The organism is Streptomyces bluensis, from assembly GCF_014650715.1.
GTDB classification, from domain to species: Bacteria; Actinomycetota; Actinomycetes; order Streptomycetales; family Streptomycetaceae; genus Streptomyces; species Streptomyces bluensis.
The window spans coordinates 353829-369993 of sequence record NZ_BMVM01000002.1 but is presented as its reverse complement, the minus strand read 5'-3'; the positions used below and the strand labels follow the sequence as shown (position 1 = coordinate 369993).

Below are 16165 nucleotides of genomic sequence, written 5' to 3'. Positions count from 1 at the left end.
GCGATAGGGCCGCAGAGCCCCGCCTCCGCATTTCCTCTCTTTCATCCGACCCGTGCCGTGGTCACCCCAGCGCCCGTCGCGCCGTCCGGCACGGTCGGAATTCCGCCTGCCTCCACGGGAGTTCAGCCATGTCCCTCTCCACCCCCGCCGCCACGTCGTCCTCCGCCTCCACCCCCGCCGCCGACCAGCCCGTTTGCGCCCCGCTGCCCGTACTGGGACGGGACGTCACCGTCCCGCTCGTGACGGGCGGCGAAGTGACGTACGCCGCGCTGGACTACGCCGCCAGCGCCCCGGCCCTACAGCGCGTCTGGGACGACGTGGCCGCGTACGCGCCGTACTACGGCAGCGTGCACCGCGGTGCCGGGTACCTGTCCCAGCTGTCCACCGATCTCTTCGAGAACGCCCGCACCACCGTCGCCGAGTTCCTCGACTGCCGCGGCGACGACCAGGTCGTCTTCACCCGCTCCACCACCGACTCGCTCAACCTCCTCGCCGCCGCGCTCCCCGCCGACTGCCAGGTCTTCGTGTTCGAGACCGAGCACCACGCCTCGCTGCTGCCCTGGCGGGACGCCCACGTCACCTACCTCAACGCCCCCCGCACCCCGGAAGAGGCCGTCGCCACCGTCGAGCGCGCCCTCGCCGGCCGCGACCCCCACGGACCCGCCCTCGTCTGCGTGACCGGCGCCTCGAACGTCACCGGCGAGCTGTGGCCCGTCCGCGAACTGGCCGCCGCCGCGCACGCCCACGGCGCCCGCATCGTCCTCGACGCAGCCCAGCTCGCGCCCCACCACCCCGTGTCCGTACGGGAGTTGGACGTCGACTGGGTCGCCTTCTCCGGGCACAAGCTGTACGCGCCCTTCGGCTCCGGCGTCCTCGCCGGGCGCGCCGACTGGCTGACCGAGGCCGAGCCGTACCTCGCGGGCGGGGGCGCGAGCCGGAAGGTCTCCCGGCGTACGGACGGGGGAGTGGACGTGGAGTGGCACGTCAGCGCGGCCCGCCACGAGGCCGGGTCCCCGAACGTCATCGGCGCCTACTCCATCGCCTCCGCCTGCAAGGCCCTCACCGAGGCCGGGTTCGACACGCTGGTCGCCCGCGAGCAGTACCTGATCGACACCGTCCGCGCGGGCCTCGCCGAGGTGCCCCAGGTGCGCGTCCTGTCCCTCTTCGGGGACGACGCCCCGCGTGTCGGCGTCCTCTCCTTCGTCGTCGACGGGTGGAACAGCTCGCACTTCGCGGCCGCCCTCTCCGCCGAGTACGGCATCGGCGTACGGGACGGGCTGTTCTGCGCCCACCCGCTGGTGCGGACGCTCCTCGGCAGTGACCCGGAAGCCCAGGGCGAGTGCGGCGCCCCCGAGGCCGCGCCCGGCGAGAAGTCCCTGAACGCGATCCGGGTGAGCTTCGGAGCCGGAACGCCGGACGAGCACATCGAGCGTTTCCTGGGCGCCGTCAAGGAACTCGTCCGGGACGGCGCCCAGTGGAACTACCGTACGGAGGAGGGCCGTTGCGTGCCCGACACCTCCGCGTGAACCGGTAGCCCAGTGCCTGCCGCGCCTGCCGCGCCTGCCGGCAGCCGGGTGCCGAGCCGGATCATCCGCAGGGCGCGCTCCGTCGCGTCCGTGAGGAGTTCCGAGGCCCGGACCAGTGCCTCGGCCAGCGCCATCGGGGCGGGCAGGATGCCGTGGCAGGCGTCCACGCCCGGCACCTCGTGCGCGCCCTCGCCGAGCGTGCCCGCCAGGGCGAGTACCGGCCGCCCGTGCAGCTTGGCGCGGCGGGCCACCTCGGCCGGGACCTTGCCGCGCGGCGTCTGGTGGTCCAGTGCGCCCTCGGCGGTGACGACCAGGTCGGCGCGGGCCAGACGGGCGTCCAGGTCGAGGTGGTCCAGCAGCACCTCGAAGCGGGGGAGCAGGCGGGCGCCGAGGGCGGCGAGGCCCGCGCCCAGGCCGCCGGAGGCTCCGGTGCCGGGGCCGCCGTACAGGTCGGTGCCGCCCGGGGCCAGGTCGCGGGTCAGTACGTAGGCCCAGTGGTCCAGGCCCGCCGACAGCTCCTCCACCTGTGCGGGGGTCGCGCCCTTCTGCGGGCCGAAGACGCGGGCCACCCCGCGCTCGCCGCACAGCACGTTGTACGGGTTGCAGGCGACCAGCAGTTCGACGTCCTTGAGGCGCGGGTCCAGGCCCGAGGGGTCGATGTGGTGCAGGCGAATCAATTCCTGGCCGCCGAGGGGGAGTTCGAAGCCGTCCGCGTCGAGCAGGCGGGCTCCGAGCGCCTGGAGGGCGCCCGCGCCCCCGTCGGACGTACCGGAGTCGCCGCAGCCCACCAGGACGCGTCGTACGCCCTGGTCGAGGGCCGCGCGGATCAGCTCGCCGACGCCGTACGTCGTCGTGGCGCCCGGGTCGCGGAGACGGTTCGGGACGAGGGAGAGGCCCGCGACCGCCGCCATCTCGACGACCGCCGTGTCCCGGGAGCCGAGCAGCGCGAAGTGGGTGCCGACGGGCTCACCGAGCGGGCCCGTGGCGGGCAGGGCGACCAGCCGGCCCCCGGTCGAGGCGGCCAGCGCGGCGGCCGTGCCCTCGCCGCCGTCCACCAGGGGGATGAGGTCGATCCGGGCCTCGGGCACCACCCGGCGGACACCCGCCGCGATGGCGTCGGCGGCGGCCTGGGCCGACAGGGACTCCTTGAAGCCGCTGGGGGCCACGGCGATACGGCTGAGCATGGGACGACCTCCTAGCGGGTCAGGGGCACGCCGAGCAGCGGCCACACCGCTACGGCGAAGAGCAGGACGAGGGCGGCGGTCAGCGGCGCCAGGACGGCGGACAGACGCAGCAGGTCGCGCGGGGTGTACGTGGGCGTCCCGGGGATCTCGGCGAAGAGCGTGACCGGTTTCGCGGAGGCGGGGAGCGTGTGACAGAAGCCCGCCGCCGCGGTGGAGGCGAGGGCGGCCGCGACCGGATTGACCCCGGCGCCCACGGCCGCCGCCACCACCAGCGGAACCAGCACCGACGAGCGCGCCGAACGGGACTGCAGGACCAGGTGCGCCGCCGTGCTGACCACGATCACCACGATCAGGAACACGGCCGGCGACACACCCCCGGGGAGGCCGGAGACCAGCCACTTCGCCGCGCCCGAGTCGGCCAGGGCGACGCCCATCGCCATCGTCGCGGCCATGAACAGCAGCAACGACCAGGGCACCGTCTTCAGCGCGTCCTTCAGCCGTACGGTGCCCAGGGCCGGCGAGGACGCGACGACCGCGCCTATCAGGGCCACGACCGCGGGCGGCACCCGGTGGAGCGGCTCGGCGCACCACAGGACGACGACCGTGGCGAGCAGCAGCGCGCACCGGGACTCGGCCTGCGACCAGGGGCCGGTGACCGGGCGGTCGCTGTGCTGCTGGATCTGCTCGGCGGTGATGTGCACGGGACCTCGGCGGTCCGCGCGCCGGGTGGTCGTCAGCAGGACGGCCTCGGCCGCCAGATGGGAGGACACCACGGCCAGCGGCAGGCCGAGCAGCAGCCACTCCGTGAAGCCGATCCGGTCACCGGTCGCCTCCCACAGCACCGACACCGTGATCAGATGCGCACCCGCCCCGATCAGGGTCGCCACCGCCGACAGAAGGATCACGGTCGGAAACAGCAACGCCAGCATCACGACCAGTCGTTTCCGGTCGCTCAGCGCCTTGGCGAGGGCGAGGAACACCGGCAGCGCGAGCGCCGCGCGGCCCGAGGTGGCGGGCACGGCGAACGCCGTGACCACGAGCGCGGCCGTCGTCAGGTGCGTCAGCTGCCGTACGGTGCGCGCACCGCCCACCAGGAACACCGCCGCCCGCCCCGCCAGACCCGTCCGGCTCACCGCCGCCGCCAGTACGAACGCGCAGATCAGCAGCCACACGGTCGAGTCGCCCAGGGTGCCGAAGAGCGTGTCACTGCTGATCACCCCGGTGACCGTCAGCGCGAGCCCGGCGCCCAGCGCGATGTACGTGTCGTCGATCGGCGTGGCGATCCAGGCGCAGGTGGCCAGGGCGAAGACCGCGAGCGTGAAACGGGCGTCACCGCCGAGGCCGGAGAAGTTGCCGGGGACCACGAGCAGCGCGCACAGGGACATCGCCACACACAGGGCCACGGTCATACGGAGGTTCAGGGTCACGTCATCGAGGGTCCTGCCGGGCCGTGAGCCGTCGATGAGTCGCAGATGAAGGAAACTTCACGCCATGTCACGCAACCTCATGCGACCTCATACAAACTCACACAGCCTCATGCAAATCGGAAAATGCGCGCGGGCGTTCACCGGTTACGCCGGCAACCGGTACCCCATCCCGCGAACCGTCTCCACCTGCTCCGAGCCCAGCTTCTTCCGCAGGGCGCGCACGTAGACGTCCACGATGTTGGAGCCGGGATCGAAGTCGTAGCCCCACACGTGCGACAGGATCTGCTCCCGGGACAGCACCTGTCCGGGATGCCTCAGGAACAGCTCCAGGAGCACGAACTCGCGGGCCGTCAGATCGACCGTCCGCTCCCCGGACCGCGCCCGCCGCGTCCGCAGGTCCAGGCTCAGCGAACCGGACCGCAGCACCGTCACCTCGGGCGCGCGTGCCGCCGTACGCAACCGCAGACGCACCCGCGCGAGGAGTTCCTCGAAGCGGAACGGCTTGGTCATCCAGTCGTCGGCGCCGCCCTCCAGACCGGCCACGGTGTCCCGTACGGAGTCCCGCGCCGTCAGCACGATCACGGGGATGGTCACCCGGGCCTCCCGCAGTTCGCGCAGGACCGTGAAGCCGTCCCGGCCGGGCAGCCCGATGTCGAGGACGACCAGGTCGAAGCCGCCGGTCAGCGCGTACTCGTACGCGGCCTCACCGTCGCCGACCACGGTGGTCGTGAACCCGCCCGCGCGCAGGCCCTTCTCCACGAAGGCGGCGATGCGTTCCTCGTCCTCGACGATCAGAATGCGGTTCACGGGCGTGCTTCCTCCAGACTCAGGACGAAGGTGGCGCCGCCGCCCTCCGTGTCGTGCAGACGGACCCGGCCGCCGTGGGCCTCCGCGATCGCCCGCACGATCGACAGCCCGAGCCCGGCCCCCGAGCCCCGGGCGCCGCGCCGGGCGGTCCCGCGCCGGAACCGCTCGAAGATGACCCGGGCGTCCTGCGGCTGGACGCCGGGCCCACAGTCCACGACGTACAACTCGACGCACGAGCCGTCGGCGCGGGAGCCGATGCGGATGGTCTGGCCGGCCGTGGTGTGCTGCACGGCGTTCTGCGCGAGCTGGACCATCGCCTGGGTGATCCGCTGGGGGTCCAGCTCCACCTCCCGGTCGGCGACTTCGTCGAGCTGCCAGTCGCGCTCGCCGAGGGTGCGGGCCTTGACGTAGACATCGGCGGTCAGTTCGGCGAGCTGGACCGGCTCCGGGGTGACGAAGTCGGGCCGCTCGGCCTTGGCGAGCAGCAGCAGGTCCTCGACGATGCGGCTCATCCGGTCGAGTTCGTCGGTGACGAGGCGGACGGTCTCCTCCCGCTCGGCGGGGTCGTCGCCCATCAGCTCCAGATGGCCGCGCACGATGGTGATGGGGGTGCGCAGCTCGTGACCGGCGTCGTCGACGAACTCCCGCTGGGCGGCGAAGGCGCGCTCCAGCCGGTCGAGCATGGCGTTGAACGTCTCGGCGAGCGCGGCCACGTCGTCCCGTCCGCGCACCGGGATACGGCGGGTGAGGTCCTGCTCGGTGAGCTGTGCCGCCGCGGCACGCACCAGCCGTACGGGCTGCAGGATCCGCCCGGCGACCACCCACCCGATCCCGGTCGTCAGCACCAGCGCCACCCCGGAGATGGCGAGCAGTATGCGGAACACCTCGTCCACGCCCTCCTGTTCGCCTCCCGGGTGGAAGGCGACGACGAACGCGGCGTCCGGTTCGCTGCCATGCCGGGCGACGGCGACCTTGGCCCAGCGGATCTCGCCCGCCGCCCGGTGCAGGACGCCGGTGGAGTCGGGCGAGTCGTAGATACGGCGCCGGGCGTCGGCGTCCTGGTGCAGGGGCACGGCGACCGGGATGTCGTGGGGCGGCTGGATGATCTGCGCGGGACCACGGCCGTCCCGGCCCACCAGCCCGATCAGCTCCTCCTCCGGGTCGGCGTACTGCCGCTCCAGGAAGACGTACAGCAGCCGCCCCGGATCCGTGAACGGCCGGCCGGTCTCCGGGTCGAGGCCCCGCTCCTCGAAGTTGGCGAACTCACCGGCCTCCTGGGCGAGCAGCCCGCTCACCCGGTGCTCGACGTCCCGCAGCAGTATCGACCGCGTCGTGGCCGCCACCGAGCCGAGGGCGACGGCCATCATGAGCAGCAGCCAGAGCAGGATGCGGACGCGTGCCGAGAGCGACCGTCGCGGCCGGTCATCCGTCGTCGCCGGGCCCGTCGTCGTCATCGTCATCATCCGCAGAGCTGTCCGTCACCGGAGGCCGTGACACCACCTCGTCACTGGGCGCCGGCGTCGGCGTGGCCGGGGTGGACGCCGGCGAGGAGGGCGATCCGCTGTCCAGTTCCACCTTGGGCGGCACTTTGGGCGACTCCGGACGATCACTGAGGGCAAAACTGGTGGCGGCGATCCCGAGCGGAATCACCACAACAGCGGCGAGGGCCGCCATCCGACGAGAGAAGACCATGGGCACAGCCTGCGTCGGGCACCCGACAGCAAGGATGAGCGAAAGATGAGGAACTCTTCATCCGAGGGGAACTGGAGGTTTTTTAGGGGCGCGGGGCTGTGTCGATGTGCGGCTCCGCCGCGTGGGCGCGACAAGCCACAACAAACCCGCAGTCGCCGGACAACCTCAGCTATCGAGCCCGATCGCGAACGCAGCCTCAAGATCATGCTGCGAATACGTCCGGAACGCCACATGCGTATCCGTGGCCTCAACCCCAGGAATCTTGCTGATCCGCCCCGGAATCACATCAGCGAGATCATCATGGGCCTTCACCCGAACCATGGCGATCAAGTCGTACGTACCGGTCACGGAGAACACCTCGCTGACGGAGTCCAGCGCGGCGATCGACTCGGCGATCTCGGGGATCCGGTCCACGCTGGTCTTGATGAGCACGATCGCGGTGATCACGGCGGGTTCTCTCCCTCGGCGGCGGACGCTGCGGATGTCACTCTAGTCGGCCGCATGTACCGCACCCACGCGTAGGCGAAGCCCAGACCGAACCCCACGACGTGCGCCAGGTAGGCCACCCCGGGCCCCCGCGTGGCCTGGCCGGCGGCGACCCACTGGAGGGCCACCCAGAACGGCAGGGTCACCCACGCCGGAAAGCGCAGCGGAAGGAAGAACAGGAACGGGAAGAGGCTGGTGACCCGCGCTCGGGGGAACAGGTACAGAAACGCGCCGAGGACCGCGGAGATCGCCCCCGACGCCCCGACCAGCGTCTGCGACGAGTCGGCGTTGGCGGCCGCGTACCCCAGCAGGGCGAGGCAGCCGCAGCCCGTGTAGAAGAGGGCGAACTCGATGTGGCCCATCCGCTCCTCGGCCATCGCCCCGAAGACGTACAGGAACAGCATGTTGCCGAGGAGGTGGAGCCAGCTCCCGTGGATGAACAACGCCGTCACGGGGGTGAGCGCGGCCCGCGGGTCGGCGCCGATCAGTTCGACGGGCACGACCCCCCAGTGCCGGAAGTACGCCCGCTGGGCCGTGAGCAGCCCGTCCCCGGTGCCGTACCCGGCGTTCATCCCGGACGCCGGGCCGATCAGGAAGATCACGCAGCAGGCGCCGATCAGTCCGTACGTCACCGGCGCCGGGTGTTCCCGTAGCGCCAGGCCCGCCCTCGCGCTCCACTCGCTGATCACGATCAGAGCATGACGTAACCGGACCGAAGCGCACAGACCGCCTCGCCGCCATGGCCGGACGGGCGTCAGGTACCCGCCAGGCCGTAGGGTTACGACCCATACGCACCAGGGAAACTGGCGCATCACGGAGACTGGAAGGAAGAGCAGCCACGATGACGACGGTTCCCCTGCCGACCGACACCACGCGCTGGCGCTGCACGCTCTGCGGCAACCTCACGCGGTTCGACGTGACCCGCTCGTCGAAGGTCGTCGAGTACGTGCATCTCGACCTGGCCGGGGAGCCGAAGGTCGAGGAGCGTGAGGTGCTCAGTGAGACGATCGAGTCGGTGCGCTGCCGCTGGTGCAACGCCGTGGACCAGGTGGAACTCGTGGACAGGCCGGGAGCCGGCTCCTGACGGGAGCGGCCCCCGCAGAGGTACCGGTACAGGTATTGGGGTGACGGATGGTGGAGACCACAGGCGGGGGGCCGGGCGACGGCGCCGCTGAGGTGCTCGACCGTCCGCTGCCCGAAGGCGTGCGCCGACGCGTCGTGCAGATCGTGTCCGACGGATTCGGCGGGCTGACCGTGTCGGAACTGCCCGCCCAGCTCAGACAGTACGCCCGGTTCGCTCCCAACCGGAGAGCCAAGTTCGCGGGCAACGCCATGGCGGCGGCCCTGGAGGGCGACACACTGTTCCGGCAGCGCATCGGGGAGCGGCTCAGAGAGGCCCAGCCCGAGCTCGCCGCCGCCCTCGACTCGGGCACCCCGCCCCCGGCCGCGGACCCGCTGGACGTGGCGGCCGCGGCCTATGTGCTGCGCCCCACGGGCTGGGTGAAGCTGGTCACCGCGGCCGGCGAGGAGGCGCAGCGGGCCGACGCGGAGCGCGCGGACGAGGAGAGCCGCGCCGAACTGGAGCGGCTGCGTGCCGAGCTCGCCGAGGCCCGCGACCACACGAGGGCCGAGACCGAGCGGCTGCGCGCGGAACTGGAGTCGGCCAAGAAGGAAACGGAGTCGCTGAACCGCAAGCTGCGCGCCGCACTCAGCGACATCAAGCGCGGCGAGGCCGCGATGCGCAAGGTGCACAGCGAGATCGAGGCCGTACGCGCCGAGAGCCACGCCCAGGTGTCGGCCGCCGAGAGCGAGACCCGACGGCTCAAGGCACGGCTGGTGGAGGCCGAGGCGGCGTTGGAGGCCACCCGGCGCGCCGCGCGCGAGGGGCGCAGCGTCGAGGACATGCGGGTACGGCTGCTCCTGGACACCGTGCTGGACGCGGCGCAAGGGCTGCGGCGGGAGCTGGCGTTGCCGCCGGTGTCCGTACGGCCCGCCGAGACCGTGGACGCGGTCGAACCCGGCCGTATGACGCCGAAGGACATCGCCGCCCGCGCGCTGTCCGAGAACGACCCCGCGATCCTCGACCAGTTGCTCGCGCTGCCGCAGGCGCATCTCGTCGTCGACGGCTACAACGTGACCAAGACCGGCTATCCGCAGATGCCGCTGGAGAAGCAGCGCCTGCGGCTCCTCGGGCAGCTCTCGCAGCTCGCCGCGCAGACGAACGCCGAGGTGACGTGTGTGTTCGACGGTGCCGAGCTGGCCGCGCCCGTGCTGCTCGCACCGCCGCGCGGGGTGCGCGTGCTGTTCTCCAAACCCGGTGTCACCGCTGATGAGTTGATCCGCCAGCTGGTGCGCGCCGAGCCGCCGGGGCGTCCGGTCATCGTCGCCTCCACCGACCGTGAGGTGGCCGACGGGGTGGCCAGGGCGGGCGCCCGGCCGGTGGCTTCGGCGGTCCTGCTGAAGCGGTTCTCACGCGGCTGAAACGGTGCGGAAGTCCGCTCCCTCTTGAACGCGCGGCCTTTCTGATCCGTACATCCCATGGGTCGCGTAGGTCGCAAGCGTGAGCTGTGAAGGGGATTGCCCCAATTGGGCAATCCGTCACGCAACGTAGTGTCAACGGGGTATCACCGCACGTGAGTTGGCGGCAAAGAATGCTGTGCGTCACATACTTTTTTCACGTGAGGATTTGAACTGATCACAAGAACGTCACTAGGGTCTGGCTTCGAACCTCCGCTCGGTTGATCACTCATGGGGAGTGACGGTGGAGGGGCACCGCCCGCCGGTGTGTCGGTAGGCGGCTGAAGGAAGAAGGAGCTCGCCTCCGTGGCGTCCCACCGTCGACCGAAGCAGCCGAACCGCGCACGTGTCACCGTGCTCACCACCGCGGCTGCTGCCGCTGTGGCCCTTTCCTCGCAGGCCGCCAACGCCGCGCCCAGCGAGAAGCCGAGCAAGGACGAGGTCAAGTCCAAGGTCGACGCGCTCTACGAAGAGGCGGGGCTGGCCACCGACAAGTACAACGGGGCCAAGGAGAAGCAGAAGAAGCTCGAAAAGGAGATCGAAACTCTCCAGGACCAGGTCGCACGCGGCCAGGGCGAGCTCAACGACCTGCGTGAGGGCCTCGGCCTGATGGCCAGCTCCCAGTACCGGACGGGAGGCATCGACCCCTCCGTCCAGCTCTTCCTCTCCGCCGACCCGGACGACTACCTCGACAAGGCGTCCACGATGGACCAGCTGAGCGCTCAGCAGATCGATGCGCTGAAGAAGGTCCAGGACAAGCAGCGGGTACTCGCCCAGCAGCGCCAGGAAGCCGCCGGGAAGCTCAAGGATCTCGCCGACACCCGCGAGTCCCTGGGCGAGAAGAAGAAGCAAGTCCAGGCCAAGCTCGCCGAGGCGCAGAAGCTCCTCAACACCCTGACCGCCGAGGAGAAGGCGGCGCTGGCGGACGAAGAGCAGCGCGCCAGCCGCTCCGCCGGGGAACGCGTCCAGCTCGGCAACGAGGTGCCGGCCTCCGAGCGTGGCGCCGCCGCGCTCGCCGCCGCCGACACCCAGCTCGGCAAGCCGTACGTCTCCGGTGGCAGCGGCCCCAACTCCTACGACTGCTCCGGGCTGACCCAGTGGGCGTACGCCCAGGCGGGGGTCCAGATCACCCGGACCACGTACACGCAGCAGAACGACGGCCCGAAGATCGGTCGCAGCCAGCTCAAGCCGGGCGACCTGGTCTTCTTCAACAACCTGGCGCATGTCGGCCTGTACGCGGGCAACAACACGGTCCTGCACTCCCCGAAGCCGGGTGCCGTGGTCCGCTACGAGTCGATGAACACCATCGGTTCCTTCCAGTTCGGCGTCCGTATCTGACCGGCCCTCCGGCCGCTCCCCGCCGTTCGCGGTCCCTTCACGATCAAGACGCCGTAGCGCCCGAACGGGCGAATTACCGCGACCCGCGCTGACCCCCCGCCCCGCTGATGACCTGCGTCTGAAGCGGGGCGTCACGCTGTGTGCCCGTTGTGTCCCCGATGAGGTCTTTGGTCGGCACCGGGCCACGGGGCTACTGTCTGGCCGTTTCCCCCGCACAGGGAAACGGTCCGTGTCCGCCAGCGAAGGGAGAGCGGCTTCCCGTGGTGTCCCACCATCGCCGCCTTGTACCGCCCGGGTTCAACCGGGGCGCGAGCGCAGCGCTCTGCGTACTGTCCGCCGCGGCCGCGGCTCTCGGTGCCGTACAGGTCGGACCGGCCGCCGCCGCGCCGTCCGACGACACCCGTGCCGAGGTGGACCGCCTCTACGAGGAGGCCGAGCGGGCCACCGAGGCGTTCAACAAGGCCGACGAACGCGCCGACGCCCTGCGCAGGCAGGTCGGTGCCGCCCAGGACCGGATCGCCCGCCACCAGGAGCGCGTCAACACCATGCGGGAGGCGCTCGGTTCGCTCGCGGTCGCCCAGTACCGCGCCGGCGGGATCGACCCCTCGCTCGTCCTGCTGCTCACCGAGGACCCCGCCGGCTACCTCGACAGGGCCGCCGCCCTCGACCGGATCAGCGCCCACCACGCCGGGGAACTCAAGGACCTCCAGCGGGCCCTGCGCGACCTCGCCCAGGAGCGCGAGGAGACGGCCGGCAGGCTGAAGCGGCTGGAGAAGAGCCGCAGGGCCGTCGCCCAGCACAAGCGCACCGTCGAGCACAAGCTCGCCAAGGCCCGGCGGGTGCTCAACTCCCTCCCGGCCGAGGAGCGCGCCGAGTACGAGCGGGTCTCCCGCGCCGGCGGCACCGACCGGTCCCACCTCGCGGGCGCCGCCGCATCCAGCCCCCGCGCGGCCGCCGCCGTCGCCGCGGCCCGCTCCGCTGTCGGCAGGCCGTACGTGTGGGGCGCCAACGGGCCCCACGGCTTCGACTGTTCGGGCCTCATGCAGTGGTCGTACGCCCAGGCCGGCGTCGGGCTGCCGCGCACCTCGCAGGCCCAGCGGTACGCCGGCCGCCAGGTGCCGCTGTCCCAGGCACAGCCCGGCGATCTGGTCCTCTACCGGGAGGACGCCAGTCACGTCGGCATGTACGCGGGCAACGGCCAGGTCATCCACGCCCCGTACCCGGGCGCGCCCGTCCGCTACGACCCGGTCGGCATGATGCCGGTCTCGGCGGTCACACGGGTCTGAAACCGGCGTGCCCCCCGTGCTGTGGGTCACCGTACGATCGGGAAGGTGGCTGGTCGACGGCGTGCGGTGTGGGCAGGGCTGTCCTTGGCGTTCACCCTGGTCGTGGGCTGCGGGGGCGGCCCCGCGCCTGACGCCGCCCGGGCCGACGTCCAGCACGTGCTGGACCGGCGGGCGGCGGCCGTGCTGGAGCGGAACGCGTCGGCGTACCGGGGGACACAGGCGCCGGTGTCCGGCAGCCGGGACCACCCTGCCGCCGAGCCGGGCGAGTTCGCGAACCTGCGCGGCCTTCCGCTCGCGTCCTGGTCGTACCGCCTGACCGGCTTCCACCGCTCCGGGGACCGGGCGACGGCCGAGGCGGAACTCCGCTACCGGATACGGGGGTACGACAAGGCCCCCGTCACCGCCGCCCGCGCGCTGACGCTGACCCGCGACGACGGCTCCTGGTACGTCGCCTCCGACGAGCCCGCCGAGAAGGCCGCCGAGCAACTGTGGGAGCAGGGCGCCGTCCGGGCCGTGAAGGGTGAGCGCAGCCTCGTCCTCGGCGTCGGGCAGCCGGCCGCCGCGCTGCGCGGGTACGCGGCGCTGGCGGACCGGGCCGTGCCCGTGGTGAGCGAGGCGTGGGGCGACGACTGGGCGGGGCGGGTCGTCGTCCTCGTACCTCGGTCGCTGGACGGGATGGCCGGGCTGCTCGGGGCACCCGCGTCCGGGTACCGGGGGATCGCGGCGGTCACCACCGGAGAGACGGGAGGCTCCCGGAAGGCGCCCGCGGACCGGATCATCGTCAACCCCGACGCGTACGGCGTCCTCGGCGGCCTCGGCCGGCAGGTCGTGCTCACCCACGAGACCACCCACGTCGCCACCCGCGCGGCCACGACCGCGGCCACCCCCCTGTGGCTCTCCGAGGGCTATGCCGACTGGGTCGGCTACCGGGGGGCCGGGCGCACGGCCGTCCAGATCGCCCCGGAACTGCGGCGTGCCGTGCTGGAGGGCCGCGCACCGAGCCGGTTGCCCAGGGACGCGGACTTCGGCTTCGGCGGCAACGCGACACAGCTCGCGCAGGCGTACGAGAGCGGGTGGCTGGCCTGCCGGATGATCGCGGACCGCTGGGGAGAGGTCCGGCTGAACGAGTTCTACCGGGCCGTGGGGGAGCACGAGAGGCGCGCGGGCGCCGTGGAGGGCGCGCTGCGGGACGTACTCGGCACCACGCCGGAACGGTTCGCGGAGCAGTGGCGGGCGTATCTGCGGGCCCAGCTGGGCTGAGCCCTACTGGCCAGGGGCCGTGGGATCGAGCAGCCCGTCCGGCGATGGAGGACGTGGCTCCTCGGGCCGGCGAACCACCTGTTCGCGCCGGAGACCGACCGTGTCCTGCCACAGCTCCAGCGCGGCGAACAGCGTCGCGAGGACAAGAAGGCCGTTGCGGGCGAAGAGCAGGAGGACGCCCAGCCAGTCGCTCGCGACCACATGGTCGAACCAGACGGGGAACTCCAGCACGGTCAGCAGGCACGCGGCCAGGACGAGGTACGCGGGCACCGTCATCCGGCCGGCCCTGAAGCACAGGCAGACCGCCGCGAGCCCGACCAGCCACACCATGTACTGCGGGCTGATGACCCGGCTCGTGGTCGTGAACATCAGCACCGCCACGAAGGCCGCCTCCGCGAGTGTGTGCGGCGCGAACCGCGTGGCGCGCAGCCGCCACAGCGCCAGCCAGCCGAAGGCCGCCGCGCTCAGCAGCAGGGCCGCCGTGCTGACGACGTCGACGTACGGGCCGAGGAACTCGACCGAGCCGTAGTTGAGCAGCACCTGGCCTTCCCAGCCGAACTGGCGGGCCAGGTGGAGGACGAGCGCGCCCAGGGACTCGATCTCCGTGCCCCTGTCGCGCTGGAAGGTCAGGAAGGCGAAGGCGCCCGGCATCCAGGCCGCGAACAGCGCCGCCAGCGCCGAGCCGGTCACCGCGGCGGAGAGCCAGGCCGCGCGCTTCCTCGCCGCCACGAGCAGCAGCACCGGCCACACCTTCAGCAGCGCGCCGAAGGCCGCGAGCGCCCCCATCGCGCGGGGGTGACGCGCTCCGGCGAGCAGCGCGGCCACCGCGACCGCCGTCACCATCACGTCGTACCGGGCGTACACGGTCGGCCCGAGCAGCGCCACACCCACCACCCACACCCAGGCGCCGCGCCGTGCCCCGCCGAGGCGCGTGCCCGCGTACGACAGCAGTGCGAGGACCACCAGGTCGGACAGGAGGACGAGGGCGAAGAACGCCGGCGCGTAGCCCAGGAACGGCAGCAGGGCGGGGGAGAGGATCGCGAGCGCGGCGCCGGGCGGGTACTGCCACGTCACATCGCCCAAGGGGTAGGTGCCGCCGCGCAGGACCTCGTACCAGCCCTGGTAGATCACCGAGACGTCGGTCGTCACGTCCGGGCCGGGGAAGACGAGGACCTTGAGGACGAGGAGCAGCAGGAGCATTCTGGTCGCGGTCCAGGCCGCGAGGAGCCCGACCGGGAACCGCTGTGTGCCCGTCGCCGCCATGTCCACCTCCGTCCCCGCTCGTGTGTCCCCTGTGTCCAGTGTTTCCTTCTGTTGCACATGTGTTCCTTGTGTTCCCTGTGTGGGGACATGATCCCCCGTTCGTCGGCGAGAGGGCTCGTGGCGTGGCCGGGCCCGGCTGGAGGGAACCCGGTCAGGTCCGGTGCGGGGACCCGCCCGGTAGGGTCGGCGGCGAGATGCACAAGACCCTGATCGTGACCAACGACTTCCCGCCCCGGCCCGGCGGCATCCAGGCCTTCCTGCACAACATGGCGCTGCGGCTGGACCCCGAGCGGCTGGTCGTCTACGCGTCCACGTGGAAGCGGAGCCGGGAGGGCGTCGAGGCGACGGCCGCCTTCGACGCCGAGCAGCCCTTCACCGTCGTACGCGACCGGACGACCATGCTGCTGCCGACGCCGGACGCCACACGGCGCGCCGTGTCGCTGCTGCGGGAGCACGGCTGCACCTCGGTGTGGTTCGGGGCCGCCGCTCCGCTCGGTCTGATGGCGCCCGCGCTGCGCAGGGCGGGCGCCGAGCGGCTCGTGGCGACGACCCACGGGCACGAGGCGGGCTGGGCACAGCTGCCCGCCGCCCGCCGGCTACTGCGCCGGATCGGGGAGTCCACGGACACGATCACGTACCTCGGCGAGTACACGCGCTCCCGGATCGCGACCGCGCTGACCCCGGCGGCGGCCGGGCGCATGGTGCAGCTCCCGCCCGGAGTGGACGAGAAGACCTTCCATCCCGGCTCGGGCGGCGACGAGGTCCGTGCCCGCCTCGGCCTGACCGACCGCCCGGTCGTGGTCTGCGTCTCCCGGCTGGTCCGGCGCAAGGGGCAGGACACGCTCATCCGGGCGCTGCCCCGCATCCTCGCCCGGCAGCCCGGGACGGTGCTGCTGATCGTCGGCGGCGGCCCCTACGAGAAGGACCTGCGCAGGCTCGCGCACGAGACCGGGGTCGCCGGCTCCGTCCACTTCACCGGAGCCGTGCCCTGGGCGGAGCTGCCCGCCCACTACGGCGCCGGAGACGTCTTCGCCATGCCCTGCCGTACGCGCCGGGGCGGACTGGACGTGGAGGGGCTCGGCATCGTGTACCTGGAGGCCTCCGCGACGGGTCTGCCGGTCGTCGCCGGGGACTCGGGAGGGGCCCCCGACGCGGTCCTCGACGGTGAGACCGGCTGGGTCGTCCGCGGCGGCTCCCCGGAGGAGGCGGCCGACCGGATCCTCACCCTCCTCGACGACCCGGAGTTGCGGCGCCGTATGGGGGAGCGGGGCCGGGAGTGGGTCGAGGAGAAGTGGCGGTGGGACCTGCTGGCGGAGAGGTTGAAGCAGTTGCTCTAGCGGCGCAAGGGGTGCAAGGGGCGCAAGGTTCTTAAGGGACTA

The 16165-nt window shown here is 72.2% G+C and carries 15 protein-coding genes; 7 read left to right on the top strand and 8 right to left on the bottom strand.

The window, feature by feature from the left end; all coding sequences use genetic code 11:
- Nucleotides 1–128: 128 nt before the first annotated feature.
- Nucleotides 129–1526 (top strand): aminotransferase class V-fold PLP-dependent enzyme, encoded by a 1398-nt coding sequence (locus IE262_RS06840; RefSeq protein ID WP_189872043.1) that lies wholly within the window; start codon nt 129–131, stop codon nt 1524–1526.
- On the opposite strand, the gene IE262_RS06835 is transcribed toward IE262_RS06840, so the two are convergent.
- From IE262_RS06835 to IE262_RS06805, 7 genes are all read right to left on the bottom strand, one after another.
- The gene (locus IE262_RS06835; RefSeq protein WP_189872041.1) at nt 1481–2710 is read right to left on the bottom strand and encodes a glycerate kinase family protein; all 1230 of its coding nucleotides are present in this window, start codon (nt 2708–2710) and stop codon (nt 1481–1483) included. The two genes, IE262_RS06840 and IE262_RS06835, sit on opposite strands and share 46 nt — an antisense overlap.
- A gap of 11 nt (nt 2711–2721) precedes the next feature.
- Nucleotides 2722–4137, bottom strand: a complete 1416-nt coding sequence (locus IE262_RS06830; RefSeq protein WP_189872039.1) for an SLC13 family permease — start codon at nt 4135–4137, stop codon at nt 2722–2724.
- A 144-nt stretch (nt 4138–4281) separates the two neighbouring features.
- Nucleotides 4282–4944 carry a response regulator transcription factor gene (locus IE262_RS06825; protein ID WP_134032418.1) on the bottom strand — a complete coding sequence of 221 codons (663 nt, stop codon included), beginning with the start codon at nt 4942–4944 and terminating at the stop codon, nt 4282–4284.
- Nucleotides 4941–6398 carry a sensor histidine kinase gene (locus tag IE262_RS06820; RefSeq protein WP_373304983.1) on the bottom strand — a complete coding sequence of 486 codons (1458 nt, stop codon included), beginning with the start codon at nt 6396–6398 and terminating at the stop codon, nt 4941–4943. The genes IE262_RS06825 and IE262_RS06820 overlap by 4 nt, the downstream gene beginning before the upstream one ends.
- Nucleotides 6367–6636 (bottom strand): small secreted hydrophilic protein, encoded by a 270-nt coding sequence (locus IE262_RS06815; protein ID WP_134032953.1) that lies wholly within the window; start codon nt 6634–6636, stop codon nt 6367–6369. The genes IE262_RS06820 and IE262_RS06815 overlap by 32 nt, the downstream gene beginning before the upstream one ends.
- 165 nt (nt 6637–6801) lie before the next feature.
- On the bottom strand, nt 6802–7083 hold the full coding sequence (locus IE262_RS06810; RefSeq protein ID WP_131565796.1) for an Lrp/AsnC family transcriptional regulator: 282 nt from the start codon (nt 7081–7083) through the stop codon (nt 6802–6804).
- Nucleotides 7080–7811 (bottom strand): rhomboid family intramembrane serine protease, encoded by a 732-nt coding sequence (locus IE262_RS06805; RefSeq protein WP_189872037.1) that lies wholly within the window; start codon nt 7809–7811, stop codon nt 7080–7082. Before IE262_RS06805 ends, IE262_RS06810 begins: the two co-directional genes overlap by 4 nt.
- Before the next feature lie 152 nt (nt 7812–7963).
- Between IE262_RS06805 and IE262_RS06800 the strand changes: the two genes are divergently transcribed.
- From IE262_RS06800 to IE262_RS06780, 5 genes are all read left to right on the top strand, one after another.
- Nucleotides 7964–8206, top strand: a complete 243-nt coding sequence (locus tag IE262_RS06800; protein ID WP_134032424.1) for a hypothetical protein — start codon at nt 7964–7966, stop codon at nt 8204–8206.
- A gap of 47 nt (nt 8207–8253) precedes the next feature.
- Nucleotides 8254–9603, top strand: a complete 1350-nt coding sequence (locus IE262_RS06795) for an NYN domain-containing protein (protein ID WP_134032427.1) — start codon at nt 8254–8256, stop codon at nt 9601–9603.
- A gap of 342 nt (nt 9604–9945) precedes the next feature.
- Complete coding sequence (locus IE262_RS06790) at nt 9946–10977, top strand: C40 family peptidase (RefSeq protein ID WP_189872035.1); 1032 nt, start codon at nt 9946–9948, stop codon at nt 10975–10977.
- A 263-nt stretch (nt 10978–11240) separates the two neighbouring features.
- The gene (locus tag IE262_RS06785) at nt 11241–12263 is read left to right on the top strand and encodes a C40 family peptidase (protein WP_189872841.1); all 1023 of its coding nucleotides are present in this window, start codon (nt 11241–11243) and stop codon (nt 12261–12263) included.
- Nucleotides 12264–12308: 45 nt separating this feature from the next.
- Entirely contained in the window at nt 12309–13523 is a 1215-nt protein-coding gene (locus IE262_RS06780) for a hypothetical protein (RefSeq protein WP_229877133.1), read from the top strand.
- Nucleotides 13524–13526: 3 nt separating this feature from the next.
- Here the strand turns inward: IE262_RS06780 and IE262_RS06775 are convergent, their stop codons facing one another.
- Nucleotides 13527–14786 carry a glycosyltransferase 87 family protein gene (locus tag IE262_RS06775; RefSeq protein ID WP_189872837.1) on the bottom strand — a complete coding sequence of 420 codons (1260 nt, stop codon included), beginning with the start codon at nt 14784–14786 and terminating at the stop codon, nt 13527–13529.
- 194 nt (nt 14787–14980) lie between these two features.
- On the opposite strand from IE262_RS06775, the gene IE262_RS06770 reads away from it, so the two are divergent.
- Complete coding sequence (locus IE262_RS06770) at nt 14981–16123, top strand: glycosyltransferase family 4 protein (protein ID WP_134032432.1); 1143 nt, start codon at nt 14981–14983, stop codon at nt 16121–16123.
- Nucleotides 16124–16165 lie beyond the last annotated feature (42 nt).